The organism is Bradyrhizobium sp. CCGB12 (assembly GCF_024199845.1).
Classification (GTDB): Bacteria; Pseudomonadota; Alphaproteobacteria; order Rhizobiales; family Xanthobacteraceae; genus Bradyrhizobium.
In genome coordinates, this window is sequence record NZ_JANADO010000001.1 from 8410958 (window position 1) to 8426059 (window position 15102).

Consider the following 15102-nt stretch of genomic DNA (forward strand, 5'->3'; position numbering starts at 1 on the left):
ACAGATCGATGGCCCGCGATTCGCAAGCCGCCCTCGTTGCGCTCAACCGCTTCGGCTTCGGGGCTCGCGGCGGCGCGTCCGGAGATCTGATCAACGCGGGCTCCGATCCGCGTGGCTTCGTGAAGGCGGAGCTGGCGCGTCCCAACGGCGTGCTGCTGGAAGCGCCCGGCCTGCAATCGACGCCGCAACTTGGGCAGGCGGTGTTCGCCTATCAGGACGAGGTCAAGCGGGCGCGCGAAGCCGCCAAGGAAACTGCCAAGGCCGCCGCGCCCGCTGAAACGCCGACACAAGCGCCTGCCGATCAGAAGCCTGCCCTGCGCCGCAATCTCTCGCTGAACGCGGCGGCGATGGAGGTCGCCGGCCAGATCGCAGAAGCAAAGCCCGCCGACAATGCGGCCAAGCCTGAGACCATGCAGCCCAACATGGCTGCGCCGCAGCCCGCCAAGCCTGCACCACAGCCGCTCAACGTGATCCAAAAAACCTTTCGCGCCGAAGCGCTTGCGCGCCTGCAACGCGCGACCCTGGCGGAGTGCGGCTTCACCGAGCGTCTCGTCGCGTTCTGGTCCAACCATTTCTGCATCTCGGCCAGCAAGGGCGAGCTGGCGCGGATCTGGGCCGGCGCGTTCGAGCGCGAGGCGATCAGGCCGCATGTGCTCGGGCGGTTCGCCGACATGTTGAAGGCGGCCGAGCAGCATCCGGCGATGCTGTTCTTCCTCGACAACCAGCAATCGCTCGGGCCGGATTCCCGCGCGGGACAAAACCGCAAGCGCGGGCTGAACGAAAATCTCGCGCGCGAGATCATGGAACTGCATACGCTCGGCGTCGGCGGCGGCTACACGCAGGACGACGTCACCTCGCTCGCGCGCATCATCACCGGCTGGACCTTTGCCGGACGGCAGGGACAGCTCGGCACCCCCGGCTCCTTCGTGTTCAACGTCAATGCGCACCAGCCGGGGCCGCAAATGCTGCTCGGCAAGAGCTACGAGCCGAGCGGCCTTGCACAGGGCGAAGCCGCGCTCGCCGACATCGCACGCCATCCTTCGACCGCGAATTTCATCGCGACCAAGCTCGTCCGTCATTTCGTTGCCGACGATCCGCCGCCGGCGCTGGTCGCGCGCCTGCGTGATGTCTTCGTCAGAACCGACGGCGACCTGAAGGCGCTTGCCATGGCGCTGGTCGATTCCGATGAAGCGTGGAAAGCGCCGCTGACCAAGATGCGCTCGCCTTATGATTTCCTGGTCGCGAGTGGCCGGCTGCTCGCGCGCGTGCCGGAGGATCCCGGCGCCTACCTCAACAATCTCAATGTGCTCGGCCAGCCCTTGTGGTCGCCGGCGGGGCCGAACGGTTTCCCCGACACCAGCGCCGCCTGGGCTGCACCCGAGGGCATGAAGCTGCGGCTCGACATCGCGGCACAGATGGGGGCGCGGCTCGGCAACAACGTCGATCCGCGCGACCTCCTGGAATTCGCGGCGGCGGACGCGGCGTCCATCGAGACGCGGCGGACCATCGAGCGCGCGGAGTCGCGGCAGCAGGCGCTGGCGCTGCTGTTGATGTCGCCGGAAATGCAGCGGAGATGATGATGATCGACTGCGTGGAGAACCGCCTCCTCACCTCGCGCCGCGGCCTCCTGCTCGGCGGCGCCTGTTTCGCGGCCTGGGCTTACTTGCCGAAATTCGCCCGCGCGGCCGACGGGCGCGATCCCAGGTTGATCGTGGTAATCCTGCGCGGCGCGCTCGACGGGCTTTCGACGGTGGCCCCGATCGGCGATCCCGACTACGCAGGCCTGCACGGTTCGATCGCACTCACGGCGGATGGCGCGCATCCCGCGATCAAGCTCGATTCCTTCTTCGCGCTGCATCCGGCCATGCCGGAATTCTCGCGCATGTACCGCGACAGGCATGCTGCGGTGATCCATGCGGTGGCGACGCCCTATCGCGACCGCTCGCATTTCGACGGCCAGGATGTGCTCGAAAGCGGCTATGCCGGTCCGGGCCGTGTGCAATCCGGCTGGCTCAACCGCGCGCTCGAGGCGCTGCCGCGCGGCGAGAGGGTCTCCTCGGGGCTTGCGGTCGGGCCGACCACGCCGCTGGTGCTGCGCGGCAATGCGCCCACCGTCGGCTGGGCGCCGGTCGCGCTGCCGCAGGCCGACGACGACACCGCAATGCGCCTCGTCGAGCTCTACCGCCATCGCGATCCCGCGCTGGCGACGGCGTTGTCGCAAGGCCTTCAACTCGACAAGGCCGCTGGTGGCGATGACATGAAGCCGAAGGGCGGCAATGCAGCCGCGCAGATGCGGCAGGTGGCGCGCGGCGCGGCAAAGCTGATGGCGGCCGACGATGGCCCGCGCATCGCTGCGCTCGCCTTCGACGGCTGGGACACGCACGCCAACGAAGGCGGCCCTGTCGGCCGTCTCGCCTTCCTGCTCGGCGGTCTCGACGGCGCGCTTGCCGAATTCGAAAGCGGCTTGGGCGATCGCTGGCGCGACACCGCCGTCGTGGTTGCCACCGAGTTCGGCCGCACCGCGCGCATCAACGGCACCGACGGCACCGACCACGGCACCGGAACGATCGCGCTGCTCGCCGGCGGTGCCGTGAAGGGCGGCCGCGTCATCTCCGACTGGCCCGGCCTCAAGCTCGCCAACCTCCATGAAGGCCGCGATCTCAAGCCGACTACGGATCTACGTTCGGTGATTAAAGGCGTGCTGCAGGGGCAGTTTGGCCTGTCCGATCGCGTGCTGGCGGAGACCGTGTTTCCCGACAGCGCGGGGGCGCGGCCGATGAGGGGATTGGTGGTCTGACTTAAACCTCTCCCCGCTCTTTGCGGGGAGAGGTCGGATCGCGTAGCGATCCGGGTGAGGGGCAAGGCAATGCGTGGCCACAACGGAAAATCTATCCGACTCGCACGACGGCTCCGCGTTGATCAAACTGATGCGGAGACGGTCCTCTGGAATCGCATTCGCAATCGGAGGGTCGATGGACACAAGTTCGTCAGGCAAGAGCCAATCATCGGCTACACCTGCGACTTCGAAAGTCGACGGCGGGCAGCACAACGAATCTGCAGCAGATGCGATCCGTGACGAGCGCTTGAGAGAGAAGGGGTACAAAGTGCTCCGTATCTGGAACAACGATGTCCTTGGCAACATTGAGGGTGTTCTGACTATAATTTCAAGCCGAACTCGCGGAGGCAGCCCCTCACCCCACCCTCTCCCCGTAAGAACGGGGCGAGGGAGTGAGAGAGGGGTGCCTCTCTTACGATCGTTCCACCTTTGCAGGAGAACCACCCGCATGTACATCGCCATGAACCGCTTCCGCGTCGCCAAGGGCTCCGAGGCCGCCTTCGAGCAGGTCTGGCTCACGCGCGACACCCATCTGGACAAGGTGCCGGGCTTCGTCGAATTCCACCTGCTGCGCGGCCCCGAACTCGAGGACCACACGCTTTATGCCTCGCACACCGTGTGGGCGAACCACGCCGCGTTCGAGGCCTGGACCAAGTCGGAAGCGTTCCGCGCCGCGCATCACCGGGCCGGCGACAACAAGCCGCTCTATCTCGGCCATCCCCAGTTCGAAGGTTTTGAGGTGATGCAGACGGTCGGACGCGGCGCCAAGTAGCGCCGCGCCGCAAAGATCAGTCGCAGCAAAAATCAGTCTCGGGTGATCTTGTCGATCTCGGCAAGATCATCGGCGCTGAGCTTCCACGCGATTGCCTTGACGTTCTGCTCGATCTGTTCGACGCGGGTGGCGCCGGCGATCACGCTCGAGACCTGCGGGCGGCCGGCGAGCCAGGAGAACGCGAGCTCGAGCATGCTGTGCCCGCGCGCCTTCGCGAAGGCCGTGAGCTTCTCGACGATGTCCTCGTTGCGCGGCGTGACGTAGCGGTCGCGCAGCCGCTCAACTTTGCCGAAACGGGTATCGCCGGGCGCAGCTTCGCCCTTCCGGTATTTGCCGGTCAGAAGTCCGCTTGCGAGCGGGAAGAACGGCAACAGGCCGAGCTTGTATTCCGCTGCTGCCGGCAACAAATCCTTCTCGATGTCGCGCACGACAAGGGAATATTCGTCCTGGCAGGAGACGAAGCGGCTGACGTTCATCGCGCGCGCGACGTACTCCGCTTCCGCGATGCGCCAGGCCGGAAAGTTCGAATTGCCGATGTAGCGGACCTTGCCCTGCCGGACGAGATCGTCGAGCGCGCGCAGGCTCTCCTCGATCGGTGTCAGCGGGTCGTAATCGTGCTGCTGGTAGAGGTCGATGTAGTCGGTCTTCAGCCGCTTCAGGCTCGCCTCGACCGCTTCCATGATGTAGCGGCGCGAGGCGCCCTGCTTGGTGCCGTCCTCGGCCATGGGCTTCGAGTATTTCGTCGCCAGCACGATGTCCTTGCGGCGATCGCCCAAGACGGCGCCGAGCACGTTTTCCGAGCCGCCCATGTTCGAATAGATGTCGGCGGTGTCGAACAGCGTGATGCCGAGATCGAGCGCGCGATGGATCACCTTGCGCGAGGTCTCCAGATCCGTGCGCTGGCCGAAATTGTTGCAGCCGAGCCCGACCGCAGACACGCGAAGGCCGGAGGCGCCGAGATTACGAATTTCCATGGGAGATCCTGTCAGATGAGCAGCAGCGCATTCTGACCACGGCGCATTCCCAGCGGCAAGCTGCGAGCCTGCGCTGCTGCCATGCCTGCGAAGCGGACAAAAAAATGCGGCCCCTGTCAGACGCGGCGACTGACGGGGACCGCTGGGGGCGCTTGATCGGTGACGGGGGGCCTGATCAGACGCAGGCGGAAACCTAGTCCCGCTATGTTACGCGCGGGTGACAGGGGGAGTTATCCACAGGCTGCGTGGGAGGATCAGAACAGCTTGCGGTAGACGATGAAGCCGGAACGCTCGGCGACCTTGTCGTACAGGCGCTGGGCCGCGACGTTGGTCTCGTGCGTCTGCCAATAGACGCGCGGCGCCCCCGCCAGTTTCGCCCGCTCATACACGCCATAAATCAATGCCGAGGCGACGCCCTTGCCGCGCGCGGCCTCGAGCGTGAACAGGTCCTGCAAATAGCAGGACGGCTCGATCGCGGTGGTGCTGCGATGAAAGAGATAATGCGTCAGGCCGAGCAATTGGCCGTCGCGCTCGGCGACCAGCGCATGCACCGGCTCGTAAGCATCGAAAAAGCGCTGCCACGTCACACGCGTAATCTCGGGTGCGAGCGCGGTCGGGCCGGAGCGGCCGTAGAAGGCATTGTAGCCGTCCCACAGCGGCAGCCATTGATCGTAGTCCTGCTTGGTGACGGCGCGAATGATGAGGGACATCTGAGTTTCCGCAAATCTCGAAGGGGGCGGGCGCAGAGCCCGATGAAGCATCCTTCATACGTGATGACGGGTAGGCCGATCAATCGCGCCGTCGCATCACTCTGCAACGCGCAAGTAGCGGATCAGCTTGCGGTTCGCGGGATCACGCAGCGACCGATAATAGTCCGCACGCGCCGGCGCGTCGGTGTGGCGCACGAGGTCGGTCACCGGCGTGTAGCTCAGCATGCGGCCGCCGTCGGGCAGCGCGGCGCAGACGAAGCGCAGCACCTCGCCGTTGCGCAGCTTGATATTGATCGGCGTGGCATCGCCGATGCGCACCATCTCCATGCGCTGCGCGATGAAGGTGCCGAGCTCGTCCTCGGGCAGCTCGAACGCGCCGGTGTCGCGGCCGTGATACATCAGCGCGATGAAGGGCGGCTTGCCGTCGGCGATTTCGTCCGGCACCGCGAAATAATCGCGGAAGGCGCGATTGATGAATTCGGCCCGCGTCTCGGCATCGAGCAGCACCACGCCGATATCGATCTGGTCGAGAGCAGCTGACAGGCGTGCGGCGGTGGCGTGGCTCTGGCGCTCGGCCGCGAACGTGCCAAGCAGCTGTTCGCGCATCAGGCCGGTGATGGCTGCGGTGCCGGCGACCGTCATGGCGAGGAGGCCGAGCCGGACCAGATCCGCGTTGCCATAGCCGGAAATGCCATGTTGGTCGAGGAAGAGCAGCGCCGCGCCGATCACCGCGACGGCTGCGCTGGCCATGGCCGAGGCGAGGCCCGACAGTGCGCCGGCAAGAGCCACGAGGCAGACCAGCAGCGGGGCAGGCGAGGGAACGGCAGCGAAGCGATCGAACAGCATCGCCAGCAGCAGGGTTGCTGCCGTCAGCGCCGGACCGGAGATCGTACGCCATCCGAGCCGCATGGGCCAGTCTCGCTCCTCCCGAACGAGGTAAGTCCGCAACACTGGCTGATCGTTGCGCCAACGCGATGCGATTTCGCACGGCGCGCTTAAGGGGCGGTTGCGGCGGAGCGCAAATCTTTCGGATGATTTTAGGCCAAGTGCGCGTGCTTGATGCGCTGCTGCTGCGCGGGGGCATTCAGCGTCGACGTCCCAGTGCCCTTGCGAGTGCCGACCAATATCAGCAGCGACGCCGCGACCAGGATGGCCGCGGCCAAGGTGATTGCAACGACTACCACAGGTGACTTCATCGAAATCCTGTCGCATTGCCGGTCGGCGCGGGCAGCGCGGCGCCTTGAAGGCTGGTCCAGGATGAAACGGGAATCAGACCGGCAGGCCCATCGCCATGGTCGCCTTGGTCGACAGCACCGTCAGGGTGACGATCAGGCACAGCGAGAGTGCGGCGACGGCGAGCGAAGCCGCGACCGCGTTGGTCAGCCGGGAAGACGCGACGGTGGCGGATTGGCCCTGAAAGCCTGCCGTGCCGGACGCCCGAATCATGGGTCTAAATCCTTCAACGCGCGAGCGAATCACTCGCGGCGCCGGACAATTTCCCCGTTTCAACGGGCAATATTGCGGCGGCCGTCGCGCCAAAAACGGCGAGATTGCGGCAAAAGCGCCCCTTATACCCGCTATTCGCCAGAGCGGGTGGCGGCGTCAGGCGCTCGCCGCGATGCTGGCGGGATCGTCGATGTCGGCCGGGCGCCAGTCCATCGTCACGAAGCCGGGCGCAGCTTCCACGCGCTTCAGCCAGTCCCGGATCGCCGGGAAGGTCGAAAGGTCGAAATCGCAGCGGTCGGCGAGGTGGGTGTAGCCATAGAGCGCGATGTCGGCGACCGTGAGCTGGCGGGCGGCGAAATAGGCGTTGGTCTTGAGATGGTTCTCCATGACCTGGAGCGCGCCATAGCCGCGCTCCATCCAATCCTCCAGCGAGTGGGTCTGGAGATCGCGGCCGCCCTTGACCAGCGACAGCCAGAAATAGGCCGCGCCGATGTTGGGCTCGAGCGCGTGCTGCTCGAAGAACATCCATTGCAGCGCCTCGGCGCGGTCGATGCGATTCTCCGGCGCGAGCGGCGTACCGACGGCGACGTACCAGAGGATGGCGTTGGACTCGGCGAGATAGCGGTCGTCGCCGACCTCGAGCAGCGGCACCTGGCCGGAAGGGTTCTTCGACAGGAAGTCGGGCGTGCGGCTCTCGCCGTGCAGAATGTCCACTTCGACCGCTTCGTAGGGCAGGTTCAATAGCGCCAGCGCAAGGCGGACCTTGTAACTGTTGCCGGAGCGCTGCATCGAATAGAGCTTGTACATTCGGGGAGTTCTAGTCCGAAGGATGGGAAAAGCGCGGCGCTGGTTGCCCTGCAGCGCGGCTAGACAATGATGCTGATGCGAATCCGCCGCAAGGGCCAGCCAATAGAAAAACTCGAAAACCCTACCGCACTGCAATGCCACGGAAGATCATTTCCGCGCGACATTGCAATTCAGTTCACGCTTGCGTCAACGCACGGGACATTGCTGCGCGCGCTTGTGAGCCGGCAGAGCGATTGCGGTTTGGGGCACTGAAGCTTCCACATCGTCATGGCCGGGCTTTGTCCCTGCCATCCACGTCGTGCCACGCGGTGCGAAGAACGTGGAAGCCCGGGCATGACAACCACCTGTTGAACGCGCCAAAATTGCTCCGAGGACAGACCTTGCCGGATATGAGGGATTTGGACGGCAAAGTTGCGGAACATTGCGGTCAATCCCGGCTTGAAGCCTTCCAAATCCCTAAACTTTCCGAGATCGGGCCGAAGTTTCTTGCGGTGCAGCGGCTCACGTTTTAGGGTGGCTCATTCCCACAATCAGAGTCGTGAGGCCCAGGGCTTCACGACGCTTGTCAGGAGATGACGATGTCCTTCCTTGCCGCTGCGCTCGACCGTGTGAAGCCGTCCGCGACCATCGCGGTCACGGATAAAGCACGCGCGCTGAAAGCGGCGGGCCGCAACGTTATCGGCCTCGGCGCCGGCGAGCCCGACTTCGACACCCCCGCCAACATCAAGCTGGCGGCGATCCGCGCCATCGAGGCCGGCAAGACCAAGTACACCGCGGTCGACGGCATCCCCGAGCTGAAAGAAGCCATCATCGCCAAGTTTCAGCGCGAGAACGGCGTCGCCTACAAGCCGAACCAGATCATCGTCGGCACCGGCGGCAAGCAGGTGCTCTACAACGCGCTGATGGCGACCATCAATCCGGGCGACGAGGTGATCATCCCCGCGCCGTACTGGGTCAGCTATCCCGAGATGGTGGCGCTCGCCGGCGGCGAGCCGGTGCCGGTGGTCTGCACCGCCGCGACCGGCTTCAAGCTCCAGGCCGAGGCGCTGGAGCGCGCGATCACGCCGAAGACCAAATGGGTGATCCTGTGCTCACCGTCGAACCCGACGGGAGCTGCCTACACCAAGTCCGAGCTGAAGGCGCTTACCGACGTGCTGGTCAAGCATCCCCACGTGTGGGTGATGACCGACGACATGTACGAGCACCTCGTCTATGACGACTTCCAGTTCACCACGGTCGCGCAGGTCGAGCCGAAACTCTACGACCGCACGCTCACCGTGAACGGCGTGTCGAAGGCCTATTGCATGACCGGCTGGCGTATCGGCTATGCCGGCGGCCCGGCGCAGCTGATCAAGGCGATGTCCACGATCCAGTCGCAGTCGACCTCGAACCCGTCGTCGATTGCGCAGTGGGCTGCGGTGGAAGCGCTGAACGGTCCGCAGGACTTCATCCCCGCCAACAACAAGGTGTTCAAGGAGCGCCGCGACCTCGTCGTCTCCATGCTCAACCAGGCCAAGGGCATCGAGTGCCCGCGCCCCGAAGGCGCCTTCTACGTCTATCCGTCCTGCGCCGGCACGATCGGCAAGACCGCGCCGTCGGGCAAGGTGATCGACAATGACGAGACCTTCGTCACCGAGCTCTTGGAGACCGAAGGCGTCGCCGTCGTGCAGGGTTCGGCGTTCGGCCTTGGTCCGGCGTTCCGCATCTCCTATGCGACCAAGACCTCCGACCTCGAAGACGCCTGCAAGCGCATCCAGCGTTTCTGCGGCAATCTCCGGTAAGCAAGCAGCAACGAACTGCGAAAGGGCCCGCCTCCGGCGGGCCTTCTTATTGTTTGCACGCTTATCCCCGCGCGCGATCTGGCACCGCCACGGCTCTTGTGGCATAGACCATCACGCATCACGAGTAGGGCGCTCTCTGCTCGCCTCACATCATCGCCGGAGATATTTCATGCGCCGTTCGTTCATCCTTGCCGGGCTCGCCGCGGCCAGCCTCGTTGTATCCGTCGTTGCCGCCGGCGCGCAGCAGCGGATGGCGCGGGTCGGCGTGCTCGAGTGCCGCGGCGGTGCCAGTGTCGGCTTCATCGTGGGATCGGTGACCCATCTCGGCTGCGTGCTGCGCGCCGACGGTCTGCCCGATGATCGCTATGTCGCGACGATCCGTAAAGTCGGCCTCGACATCGGCATCACCCAGGAGACGGCTTTGGCCTGGGGTGTGTTCGCCCCGGTCGACCGCCTCGGCCCCGGTGATCTCTCCGGCAATTACGCGGGTGCGCAGGGCAGCGCGTCGGTCGGCGTCGGTCTTGGCGGCAACGTGCTGGTCGGCGGCTCCAACAATTCGATCGCGCTCCAGCCGCTCAGCGTGCAGGGCCAGGTTGGTCTCAACGTCGCCGCGGGCCTCGAAAGCCTGGAACTCCGTCCGGGCCGTTAGCCGCCAGAGCGTCGTTCCAAATCCTTCGGCGCGGATTGGTGCTAGAATGTGTCGCGATAGGCTTCGAGCCTGCCGGCGTGCTTCAGCGTCTCCTGCAGGTCGCGTGCATCGAGATTCGGAAACAGCGCATGGAATCTTTCGTCGGCGAGCATCGAAAGCAGCATCCTGATGTAGGCCGGTTCGCTCGGATGGTAGGGGTCGGCAAATTCATCCAGTCGGCCCCCGAAACTCTCCAGGTCGCTGAAATCGAAATAAAGCACGCCCTGCTTTCGGATCCATTCGTTCGTTGCTTCCGACCGGAATTGCCGCCAGGCCCCGTAGTGCGGCGATCGCTCCATAGCCTCGCGCACCTTCGGAGTGTACGGCATCGTGACGCCGACCAGCGCGATGCCCTTCTGCCTCGCCAGCTCGGTGAAGCGTTCGAAGTCCCGGAGAATCGAGCCATCGAGGTGCTCGGCGGGAACGAGCGGCCATTGCTTTCCGGCTTCGATCGCAGACACGCTGCTCGTGCCGTCGTCGAAGGTGAGGGATCCGTAATTGTAGGATCCGTCCAAGCGAAATCCGACGCCGGTTCTGATCGCCGACAGGCCCAGTGCTGGGGCAGCATTGTGAGAGGGCCAGGGAAAGCTGCGCGTCTTCACGAGGTCGTCGAGGACGCCCTGGATGATGCGGATCTGCTCAGGTGAAGCCCAGCCGCCCACCTCGGCGCGAGATTGCGCTAGATAGGCTGTCTCGAATGCCGGCACGAAGGTGAAATAGTCGAACGAGAAGAGGATGACGCGCGGGCTGAAGTCGCCGAATTCCTCCAGCATGCGGCGGAAGTCCCGGACAACGAAAACTGCGTTTGCAGCGTTGTAGAATCGCGCCGGACGAAACATGGCGCTTCGCCACTGATTTCCCCGCGATGATCCCATCGCTATCGCTTCCGGTTTCCTCCGGAGGACGGCTTCGAGCTTCAGTCGATACGAATGATCCGAAAGCTTGGCCAGGAATGTGAATGGCGTTCCCCGGGTTTGCAGCCATGCGATGGCACTGACGGGCAGCAGTTCGCCGCTCAGATACGAGATTGCAGCTCCGGGAATTGCGATCGCGGCCAGCGGCAGCAGGAACAAGGCCAGCCGCAAGACGAACCGTCTGGCGGGGGTTGGCTTAGAATTTGAAATAGATGAACTGCTGGACATTCGAAGATGCCTGTAGGACGTGCTCGATCATTGCGATGAGGATGCACACAACGCCGGCGTAATAGCCCGACCAACGGAGCCAGACCGGGAACGGCTTGGCGTCCTTGACCCATGTGACCAGGAGGTCGTACGCGATGGCCGCCGCAATGACGATCACGGGCTTGCTCAGCGCGACCGTTCGGACGCCCTCGGCTCCGGTGATGAGTGCCTTGTAGATCCAGAGCGCTTCTCGCAGGCCGCTGGCGCGAAACAGGATGAACGTCAGGGTGACGATCAGGAAGGTCGTCGTGGCACGCAGCACCAGCAACACCGGGCGCGGAACGTGGGATCGCCAAAACCGATCACGCCGGGCGAAGGTGAGTGTCGAAAAAGCGACGAGGGCGCCATGGATCAAGCCGAAAACCGCGAAGTTGAATCCGGCGCCGTGCCAGATGCCGACGAGCACGAACGTAAAGACCAACGCCCCCGCAAGACCGTACTTGCCCCAGCGTCGCGCCTGGAACTGCAGCGGCATGAAGACATAGTCGCGAAACCAGGAGGACAGGCTGATGTGCCAGCGTCGCCAGTAGTCCGGCAGATTCTGGCTGAGCCAGGGCTGCATGAAGTTGATCGTAAGTTCGATGCCCAGCAGGCGCGCGCTGCCGATCGCGATCAATGAGTAGCCGGCAAAATCCGCGTAGACCTGAAACGAAAAATAGATCGTGGCCAGCGCCAGGTCGACGGCCCCATGGTTGCGGGGCGCCGAGTAGACGGCATCGACGTAAGGGGCCAGCGTGTCGGCGACGACGATCTTGAGGAACAGGCCGGTGAGGATGGCGCGCAGGCCGGTCACGGCGCGTTCGTAGTTGAACACGCCGACATTTCCGAGCTGCGGCAGCAAATGCCGGGCGCGCTCGATCGGACCGGCGGTCAGGTGCGGGAAGAAAAACATCACTGCGCCGAACCGGATCGCGTTCGTTTCGGCCGGCAGGCTTCCGACAAAGACGTCGATGACGTATCCGGCTGCGAGAAACGAATAGAACGAGATGCCGATCGGCAGGATGATGTTGGCCATCGTCGACCACCGGCCCGCCAGATCGCCGTCCGGCGGCAGCAGATGATAGGCGGTTGCCGCGTACTTGAAGCACAGCAGCGGCAGCAGGGTGATCGTCAGAAGCGCAGCAAACAGCATGCTCCGCGCCCGGCCGTCGGGCACGCGGGACAAGACCATTCCGGACAGATAGGCCAGCGCGGCGACGGCGACCAGCACGTACCATGTAGCCGGATTGAGGCTGACATAAAAGACCAGGCTGATGAAGGCTATCGCGAGCAGGCGTGGAGCGCCCTGCGGAATTGCGTGCACGATCAGCGTCACAACTCCGAGAACCAGCAGGTAACGCAGATCGCTGAAGGCCATTGGCTACGCCGGGAGCTTCCCGCGCAAGCAGTCCATCATCTCGCCGACGTTCTGGAAGCCCATCACCTCGCGGGTGCTGAACTTTACCTTGAAGGTTTCCTCGAGCGTCATGATCAGGGTGATGTGATTCAGCGAATCCCAGTTCGCGACGTCCTTGGCCTGCATTTCCCGATTGATGTTCAAGGCAGGATTGTCGAACACCTCGCGGAAGACGTTCTGTACGCGTGTTTCAAAATCGCTCATTATGATCGCGGCTCTGGTTCGTGAATGATGATTGGGATGGACTGCTGCTGGTAGTGGGCGAGATCCAGCGAATAGAGGCGCGTTGCCCCTTCTTCGCCGGCAGCGGCGAAGCCCTGCTGCGAATAGAGATTTTCAACGATGCCGTTCTTGGTGGTCGGGATGTAGCGCCCGACCAGCCTGCGGCAGCCAAGCTGCCGGGCTTTTTCGGCCATGAGCTGAACCGTCAGGTCCTCGACACGGCGTCCGAGCACGCGACAGCTCATGATCCAGGTGTCGACCACGGCATCGCTGCCCGACTTCCTCAGGATCACCGTCGCGATGATGCCATTGTCGCCGAGCCGGTCGGCCAGCCGAATGCAGAGAGCCGCGACGTTGCGGTCAGCGGCAAGCTGGCGCAGATCGGCTTCGCTGTGCCGGATGGTCGTGAGGTTGAATTGGTTGCTCCGCTGGACGAGCTGGAGGACACGCGGCAGCGCGTAGCTGTCGAACGGCAGGATGTGCGCCTCCATCCCGAGTTCGGCGATGAAGTCATCCAGCCCGTGAAACTTCTCTCTGATCGTCTGACGCTCATCGTCCGCCTGATAATAGGCGAGCCGGGCCAGATCCTCGGCCGTCGCCGACCGGCCTTCGAACAAATTCCAGCGGGCGAGGTCGCTGATGAAGTCGGCGGGGTCGGTCGACAGCTCCGGCACCTGCATCGCAGGAAACGCCGTTCGGATGAGAGACCGCTCGAAAGCGGTATCGTCGAGGAAGACGAAGCTGTCGAGACCGAGGTTCAATTTTTCCCGGATCGCTAGGATATTGCTGGCCTTGTCGCCGAAATTGGCTACGACGGCCGCGAAATCATCCCAACGCAGGATCATGTCGGGATGATTTTTCAAAACGTCCGTTACGTTCGCCTGGTCGTTCTTGCTGCACACCGCGAGAAGGACGCCTCGAGATTTCAGTTCGAGCAGCGCAATCTGGAAGCGCTGGAAAGCAAGCCCAAGTTCGGTCTGCCCGACCTCGATCCGGTCTGCGCCGTCCTCGGCCAGAATGCCTCCCCACATCGTATTGTCGAGATCGACGATTACGCATTTGATGCCGGCGCCGCGTTCCACCAGGATGGTATCGCTGACGTTTTTGACCAGCGAAGGAACGAAGGACGGGGACAATGCCTGCTTCGCTTGGCACCAGAGCCGCTCGTCGAGCCAATGTCGCTTGCCGTGGTAGGCGGCCTGGAATTCGGTGTCGACGATCTTCACGCCGTGCTCGGAAGCGGCGTCGAGAAGGCTCTGGTTGATCCGCGCCACGGTCGATGTCAAGGTCTCGCGCTCGCCCGCGGTGCGGTTGCCGAACGGGCGATTGAGCGGCACCACGAAATTGTGCTGAACCAGGATAGCGTTGCTGCGCGACCGTACCTGCTTCCACAGTTCGATGATCTCGCTGCTGACGCTATCGGCGAAGGCGGCTTTCCCGGCACTTCGCGCGAAGCGGTGGTAGAGCGCCTGGGTTGCCGTGAAAAGAATGACCACTTCCGGATCGAAGCGATAGAGTTCGCTCGTTGGATTCAATATCTCCTGCCGTATCGTATCGAACTCGGCCTCGTAGACCTCCGGCCACCATCCCCTCAACTTCAAGGTGGCGGCGAGGGCCTGCCCGTAATGCTGGGTAGCAGCATCGCCGAGCAGTGCGATACGCAAGCTCGGTTGCCCTTCCTTTCGTTCGACGCGCCGGCCAAGCGAGATCAACCGGTGGAACGGCAGGTCGACCAGTTCCCATGCCTGCGGCAAGTTCAGCGAGTCCATGCGCCGGGGTTCCGATTAGAGCGAGACAATCACTGGCAACGTGCAATCGGTGTCGTCATTGCAGCGACTCCGCATCCAGAATGCGATGCCAGGTCTTGCCCGATGCCAGAACAGTCCCCTTGTCGTCGGTGATCGCGATATCCAGGACGATCGTCGCGACGGCTTCGCTGATCTGCCTGACCGTTGCGGCCAACGTGACGTCACAGGGCGCGTAGCATGGCCTGCGAAAGGCGATATCCGCCCGCTCGAGGACTGATCGCGCGCCCGGGAACTCCGTTCCGACGAGGCGTGACACCAAGGCCATGAGGTACGCCCCGTGCACGACCACGCCCTCGAAGCCCGCGGCTTTCGCGAACTCTGCGTCAACATGCAAAGGAGAGGTGTCGCCCGACAGCGCGACATATCGGGCCAGGTCATCCCGCGTGATCGGAACTCCCAGATGATGGGTCTGGCCGACGTGAAATGCCGTCAACATTCGTGGCTCGTCCGGTGTATGCCGCAATGATAGCGACCGACTACT

The 15102-nt window shown here is 63.8% G+C and carries 16 protein-coding genes and 1 pseudogene; 6 read left to right on the plus strand and 11 right to left on the minus strand.

Translation table 11 applies throughout. From position 1 onward, the window contains the following. The first annotated feature begins 8 nt into the window (after positions 1 to 8). From NLM27_RS38695 to NLM27_RS38710, 4 genes and pseudogenes are all read left to right on the plus strand, one after another. A complete protein-coding gene (locus tag NLM27_RS38695) occupies positions 9 to 1577 on the plus strand; it encodes a DUF1800 family protein (protein WP_254148262.1) in 1569 nt (522 codons plus the stop codon). Positions 1578 to 1579: 2 nt separating this feature from the next. Beyond that, on the plus strand, positions 1580 to 2797 hold the full coding sequence (locus tag NLM27_RS38700) for a DUF1501 domain-containing protein (RefSeq protein ID WP_254148263.1): 1218 nt from the start codon (positions 1580 to 1582) through the stop codon (positions 2795 to 2797). A gap of 69 nt (positions 2798 to 2866) precedes the next feature. Continuing rightward, positions 2867 to 3107: pseudogene (locus tag NLM27_RS38705) on the plus strand (DUF559 domain-containing protein); the annotation flags it as partial. Positions 3108 to 3284: 177 nt separating this feature from the next. Next, entirely contained in the window at positions 3285 to 3608 is a 324-nt protein-coding gene (locus NLM27_RS38710) for an antibiotic biosynthesis monooxygenase (RefSeq protein ID WP_254149031.1), read from the plus strand. 32 nt (positions 3609 to 3640) lie between these two features. Here the strand turns inward: NLM27_RS38710 and NLM27_RS38715 are convergent, their stop codons facing one another. From NLM27_RS38715 to NLM27_RS38740, 6 genes are all read right to left on the minus strand, one after another. Then, positions 3641 to 4582 (minus strand): aldo/keto reductase, encoded by a 942-nt coding sequence (locus NLM27_RS38715; RefSeq protein ID WP_254148264.1) that lies wholly within the window; start codon positions 4580 to 4582, stop codon positions 3641 to 3643. Between the two features lie 254 nt (positions 4583 to 4836). Beyond that, positions 4837 to 5292 carry a GNAT family N-acetyltransferase gene (locus NLM27_RS38720; RefSeq protein ID WP_254148265.1) on the minus strand — a complete coding sequence of 152 codons (456 nt, stop codon included), beginning with the start codon at positions 5290 to 5292 and terminating at the stop codon, positions 4837 to 4839. A 96-nt stretch (positions 5293 to 5388) separates the two neighbouring features. After that, positions 5389 to 6201, minus strand: a complete 813-nt coding sequence (locus NLM27_RS38725; protein WP_254148266.1) for a PAS-domain containing protein — start codon at positions 6199 to 6201, stop codon at positions 5389 to 5391. 128 nt (positions 6202 to 6329) lie between these two features. Further along, positions 6330 to 6488: a hypothetical protein gene (locus NLM27_RS38730; RefSeq protein ID WP_254148267.1), complete on the minus strand. Its 159-nt coding sequence runs from the start codon at positions 6486 to 6488 to the stop codon at positions 6330 to 6332. 73 nt (positions 6489 to 6561) lie between these two features. Further along, entirely contained in the window at positions 6562 to 6738 is a 177-nt protein-coding gene (locus NLM27_RS38735; RefSeq protein WP_254148268.1) for a hypothetical protein, read from the minus strand. Positions 6739 to 6894: 156 nt separating this feature from the next. Beyond that, positions 6895 to 7545 (minus strand): glutathione S-transferase family protein, encoded by a 651-nt coding sequence (locus tag NLM27_RS38740; protein WP_254148269.1) that lies wholly within the window; start codon positions 7543 to 7545, stop codon positions 6895 to 6897. Positions 7546 to 8123: 578 nt separating this feature from the next. Here NLM27_RS38740 and NLM27_RS38745 point away from each other — a divergent pair. Both NLM27_RS38745 and NLM27_RS38750 read left to right on the plus strand, forming a co-directional pair. Next, entirely contained in the window at positions 8124 to 9326 is a 1203-nt protein-coding gene (locus tag NLM27_RS38745; protein ID WP_254148270.1) for a pyridoxal phosphate-dependent aminotransferase, read from the plus strand. A gap of 169 nt (positions 9327 to 9495) precedes the next feature. Then, entirely contained in the window at positions 9496 to 9975 is a 480-nt protein-coding gene (locus tag NLM27_RS38750; RefSeq protein ID WP_254148271.1) for a DUF992 domain-containing protein, read from the plus strand. A gap of 41 nt (positions 9976 to 10016) precedes the next feature. Here NLM27_RS38750 and NLM27_RS38755 read toward each other — a convergent pair whose 3' ends face one another. Genes NLM27_RS38755 through NLM27_RS38775 form a run of 5 tightly spaced genes read right to left on the minus strand, consistent with a single transcriptional unit; the run spans position 10017 to position 15057 of the window. Then, positions 10017 to 11156 (minus strand): hypothetical protein, encoded by a 1140-nt coding sequence (locus NLM27_RS38755; RefSeq protein ID WP_254148272.1) that lies wholly within the window; start codon positions 11154 to 11156, stop codon positions 10017 to 10019. Then, positions 11125 to 12552, minus strand: a complete 1428-nt coding sequence (locus tag NLM27_RS38760) for an MBOAT family protein (protein WP_254148273.1) — start codon at positions 12550 to 12552, stop codon at positions 11125 to 11127. Before NLM27_RS38760 ends, NLM27_RS38755 begins: the two co-directional genes overlap by 32 nt. A 3-nt stretch (positions 12553 to 12555) precedes the next feature. After that, positions 12556 to 12795, minus strand: a complete 240-nt coding sequence (locus tag NLM27_RS38765) for an acyl carrier protein (protein ID WP_254148274.1) — start codon at positions 12793 to 12795, stop codon at positions 12556 to 12558. Continuing rightward, the gene (locus NLM27_RS38770) at positions 12795 to 14582 is read right to left on the minus strand and encodes an HAD family hydrolase (RefSeq protein WP_254148275.1); all 1788 of its coding nucleotides are present in this window, start codon (positions 14580 to 14582) and stop codon (positions 12795 to 12797) included. The genes NLM27_RS38765 and NLM27_RS38770 overlap by 1 nt, the downstream gene beginning before the upstream one ends. A gap of 55 nt (positions 14583 to 14637) precedes the next feature. Beyond that, positions 14638 to 15057: a MaoC/PaaZ C-terminal domain-containing protein gene (locus NLM27_RS38775; RefSeq protein ID WP_254148276.1), complete on the minus strand. Its 420-nt coding sequence runs from the start codon at positions 15055 to 15057 to the stop codon at positions 14638 to 14640. Between the last annotated feature and the right edge of the window lie 45 nt (positions 15058 to 15102).

Excerpts from the sequence above, each read along its gene's own strand:
- NLM27_RS38695 (WP_254148262.1), top strand. The coding sequence starts at position 9 with ATGGCCCGCGATTCGCAAGCCGCCCTCGTTGCGCTCAACCGCTTCGGC.
- NLM27_RS38700 (WP_254148263.1), top strand. The coding sequence starts at position 1,580 with ATGATCGACTGCGTGGAGAACCGCCTCCTCACCTCGCGCCGCGGCCTC.
- NLM27_RS38710 (WP_254149031.1), top strand. The coding sequence starts at position 3,285 with ATGTACATCGCCATGAACCGCTTCCGCGTCGCCAAGGGCTCCGAGGCC.
- NLM27_RS38715 (WP_254148264.1), bottom strand. The coding sequence starts at position 4,582 with ATGGAAATTCGTAATCTCGGCGCCTCCGGCCTTCGCGTGTCTGCGGTC.
- NLM27_RS38720 (WP_254148265.1), bottom strand. The coding sequence starts at position 5,292 with ATGTCCCTCATCATTCGCGCCGTCACCAAGCAGGACTACGATCAATGG.
- NLM27_RS38725 (WP_254148266.1), bottom strand. The coding sequence starts at position 6,201 with ATGCGGCTCGGATGGCGTACGATCTCCGGTCCGGCGCTGACGGCAGCA.
- NLM27_RS38730 (WP_254148267.1), bottom strand. The coding sequence starts at position 6,488 with ATGAAGTCACCTGTGGTAGTCGTTGCAATCACCTTGGCCGCGGCCATC.
- NLM27_RS38735 (WP_254148268.1), bottom strand. The coding sequence starts at position 6,738 with ATGATTCGGGCGTCCGGCACGGCAGGCTTTCAGGGCCAATCCGCCACC.
- NLM27_RS38740 (WP_254148269.1), bottom strand. The coding sequence starts at position 7,545 with ATGTACAAGCTCTATTCGATGCAGCGCTCCGGCAACAGTTACAAGGTC.
- NLM27_RS38745 (WP_254148270.1), top strand. The coding sequence starts at position 8,124 with ATGTCCTTCCTTGCCGCTGCGCTCGACCGTGTGAAGCCGTCCGCGACC.
- NLM27_RS38750 (WP_254148271.1), top strand. The coding sequence starts at position 9,496 with ATGCGCCGTTCGTTCATCCTTGCCGGGCTCGCCGCGGCCAGCCTCGTT.
- NLM27_RS38755 (WP_254148272.1), bottom strand. The coding sequence starts at position 11,156 with ATGTCCAGCAGTTCATCTATTTCAAATTCTAAGCCAACCCCCGCCAGA.
- NLM27_RS38760 (WP_254148273.1), bottom strand. The coding sequence starts at position 12,552 with ATGGCCTTCAGCGATCTGCGTTACCTGCTGGTTCTCGGAGTTGTGACG.
- NLM27_RS38765 (WP_254148274.1), bottom strand. The coding sequence starts at position 12,795 with ATGAGCGATTTTGAAACACGCGTACAGAACGTCTTCCGCGAGGTGTTC.
- NLM27_RS38770 (WP_254148275.1), bottom strand. The coding sequence starts at position 14,582 with ATGGACTCGCTGAACTTGCCGCAGGCATGGGAACTGGTCGACCTGCCG.
- NLM27_RS38775 (WP_254148276.1), bottom strand. The coding sequence starts at position 15,057 with ATGTTGACGGCATTTCACGTCGGCCAGACCCATCATCTGGGAGTTCCG.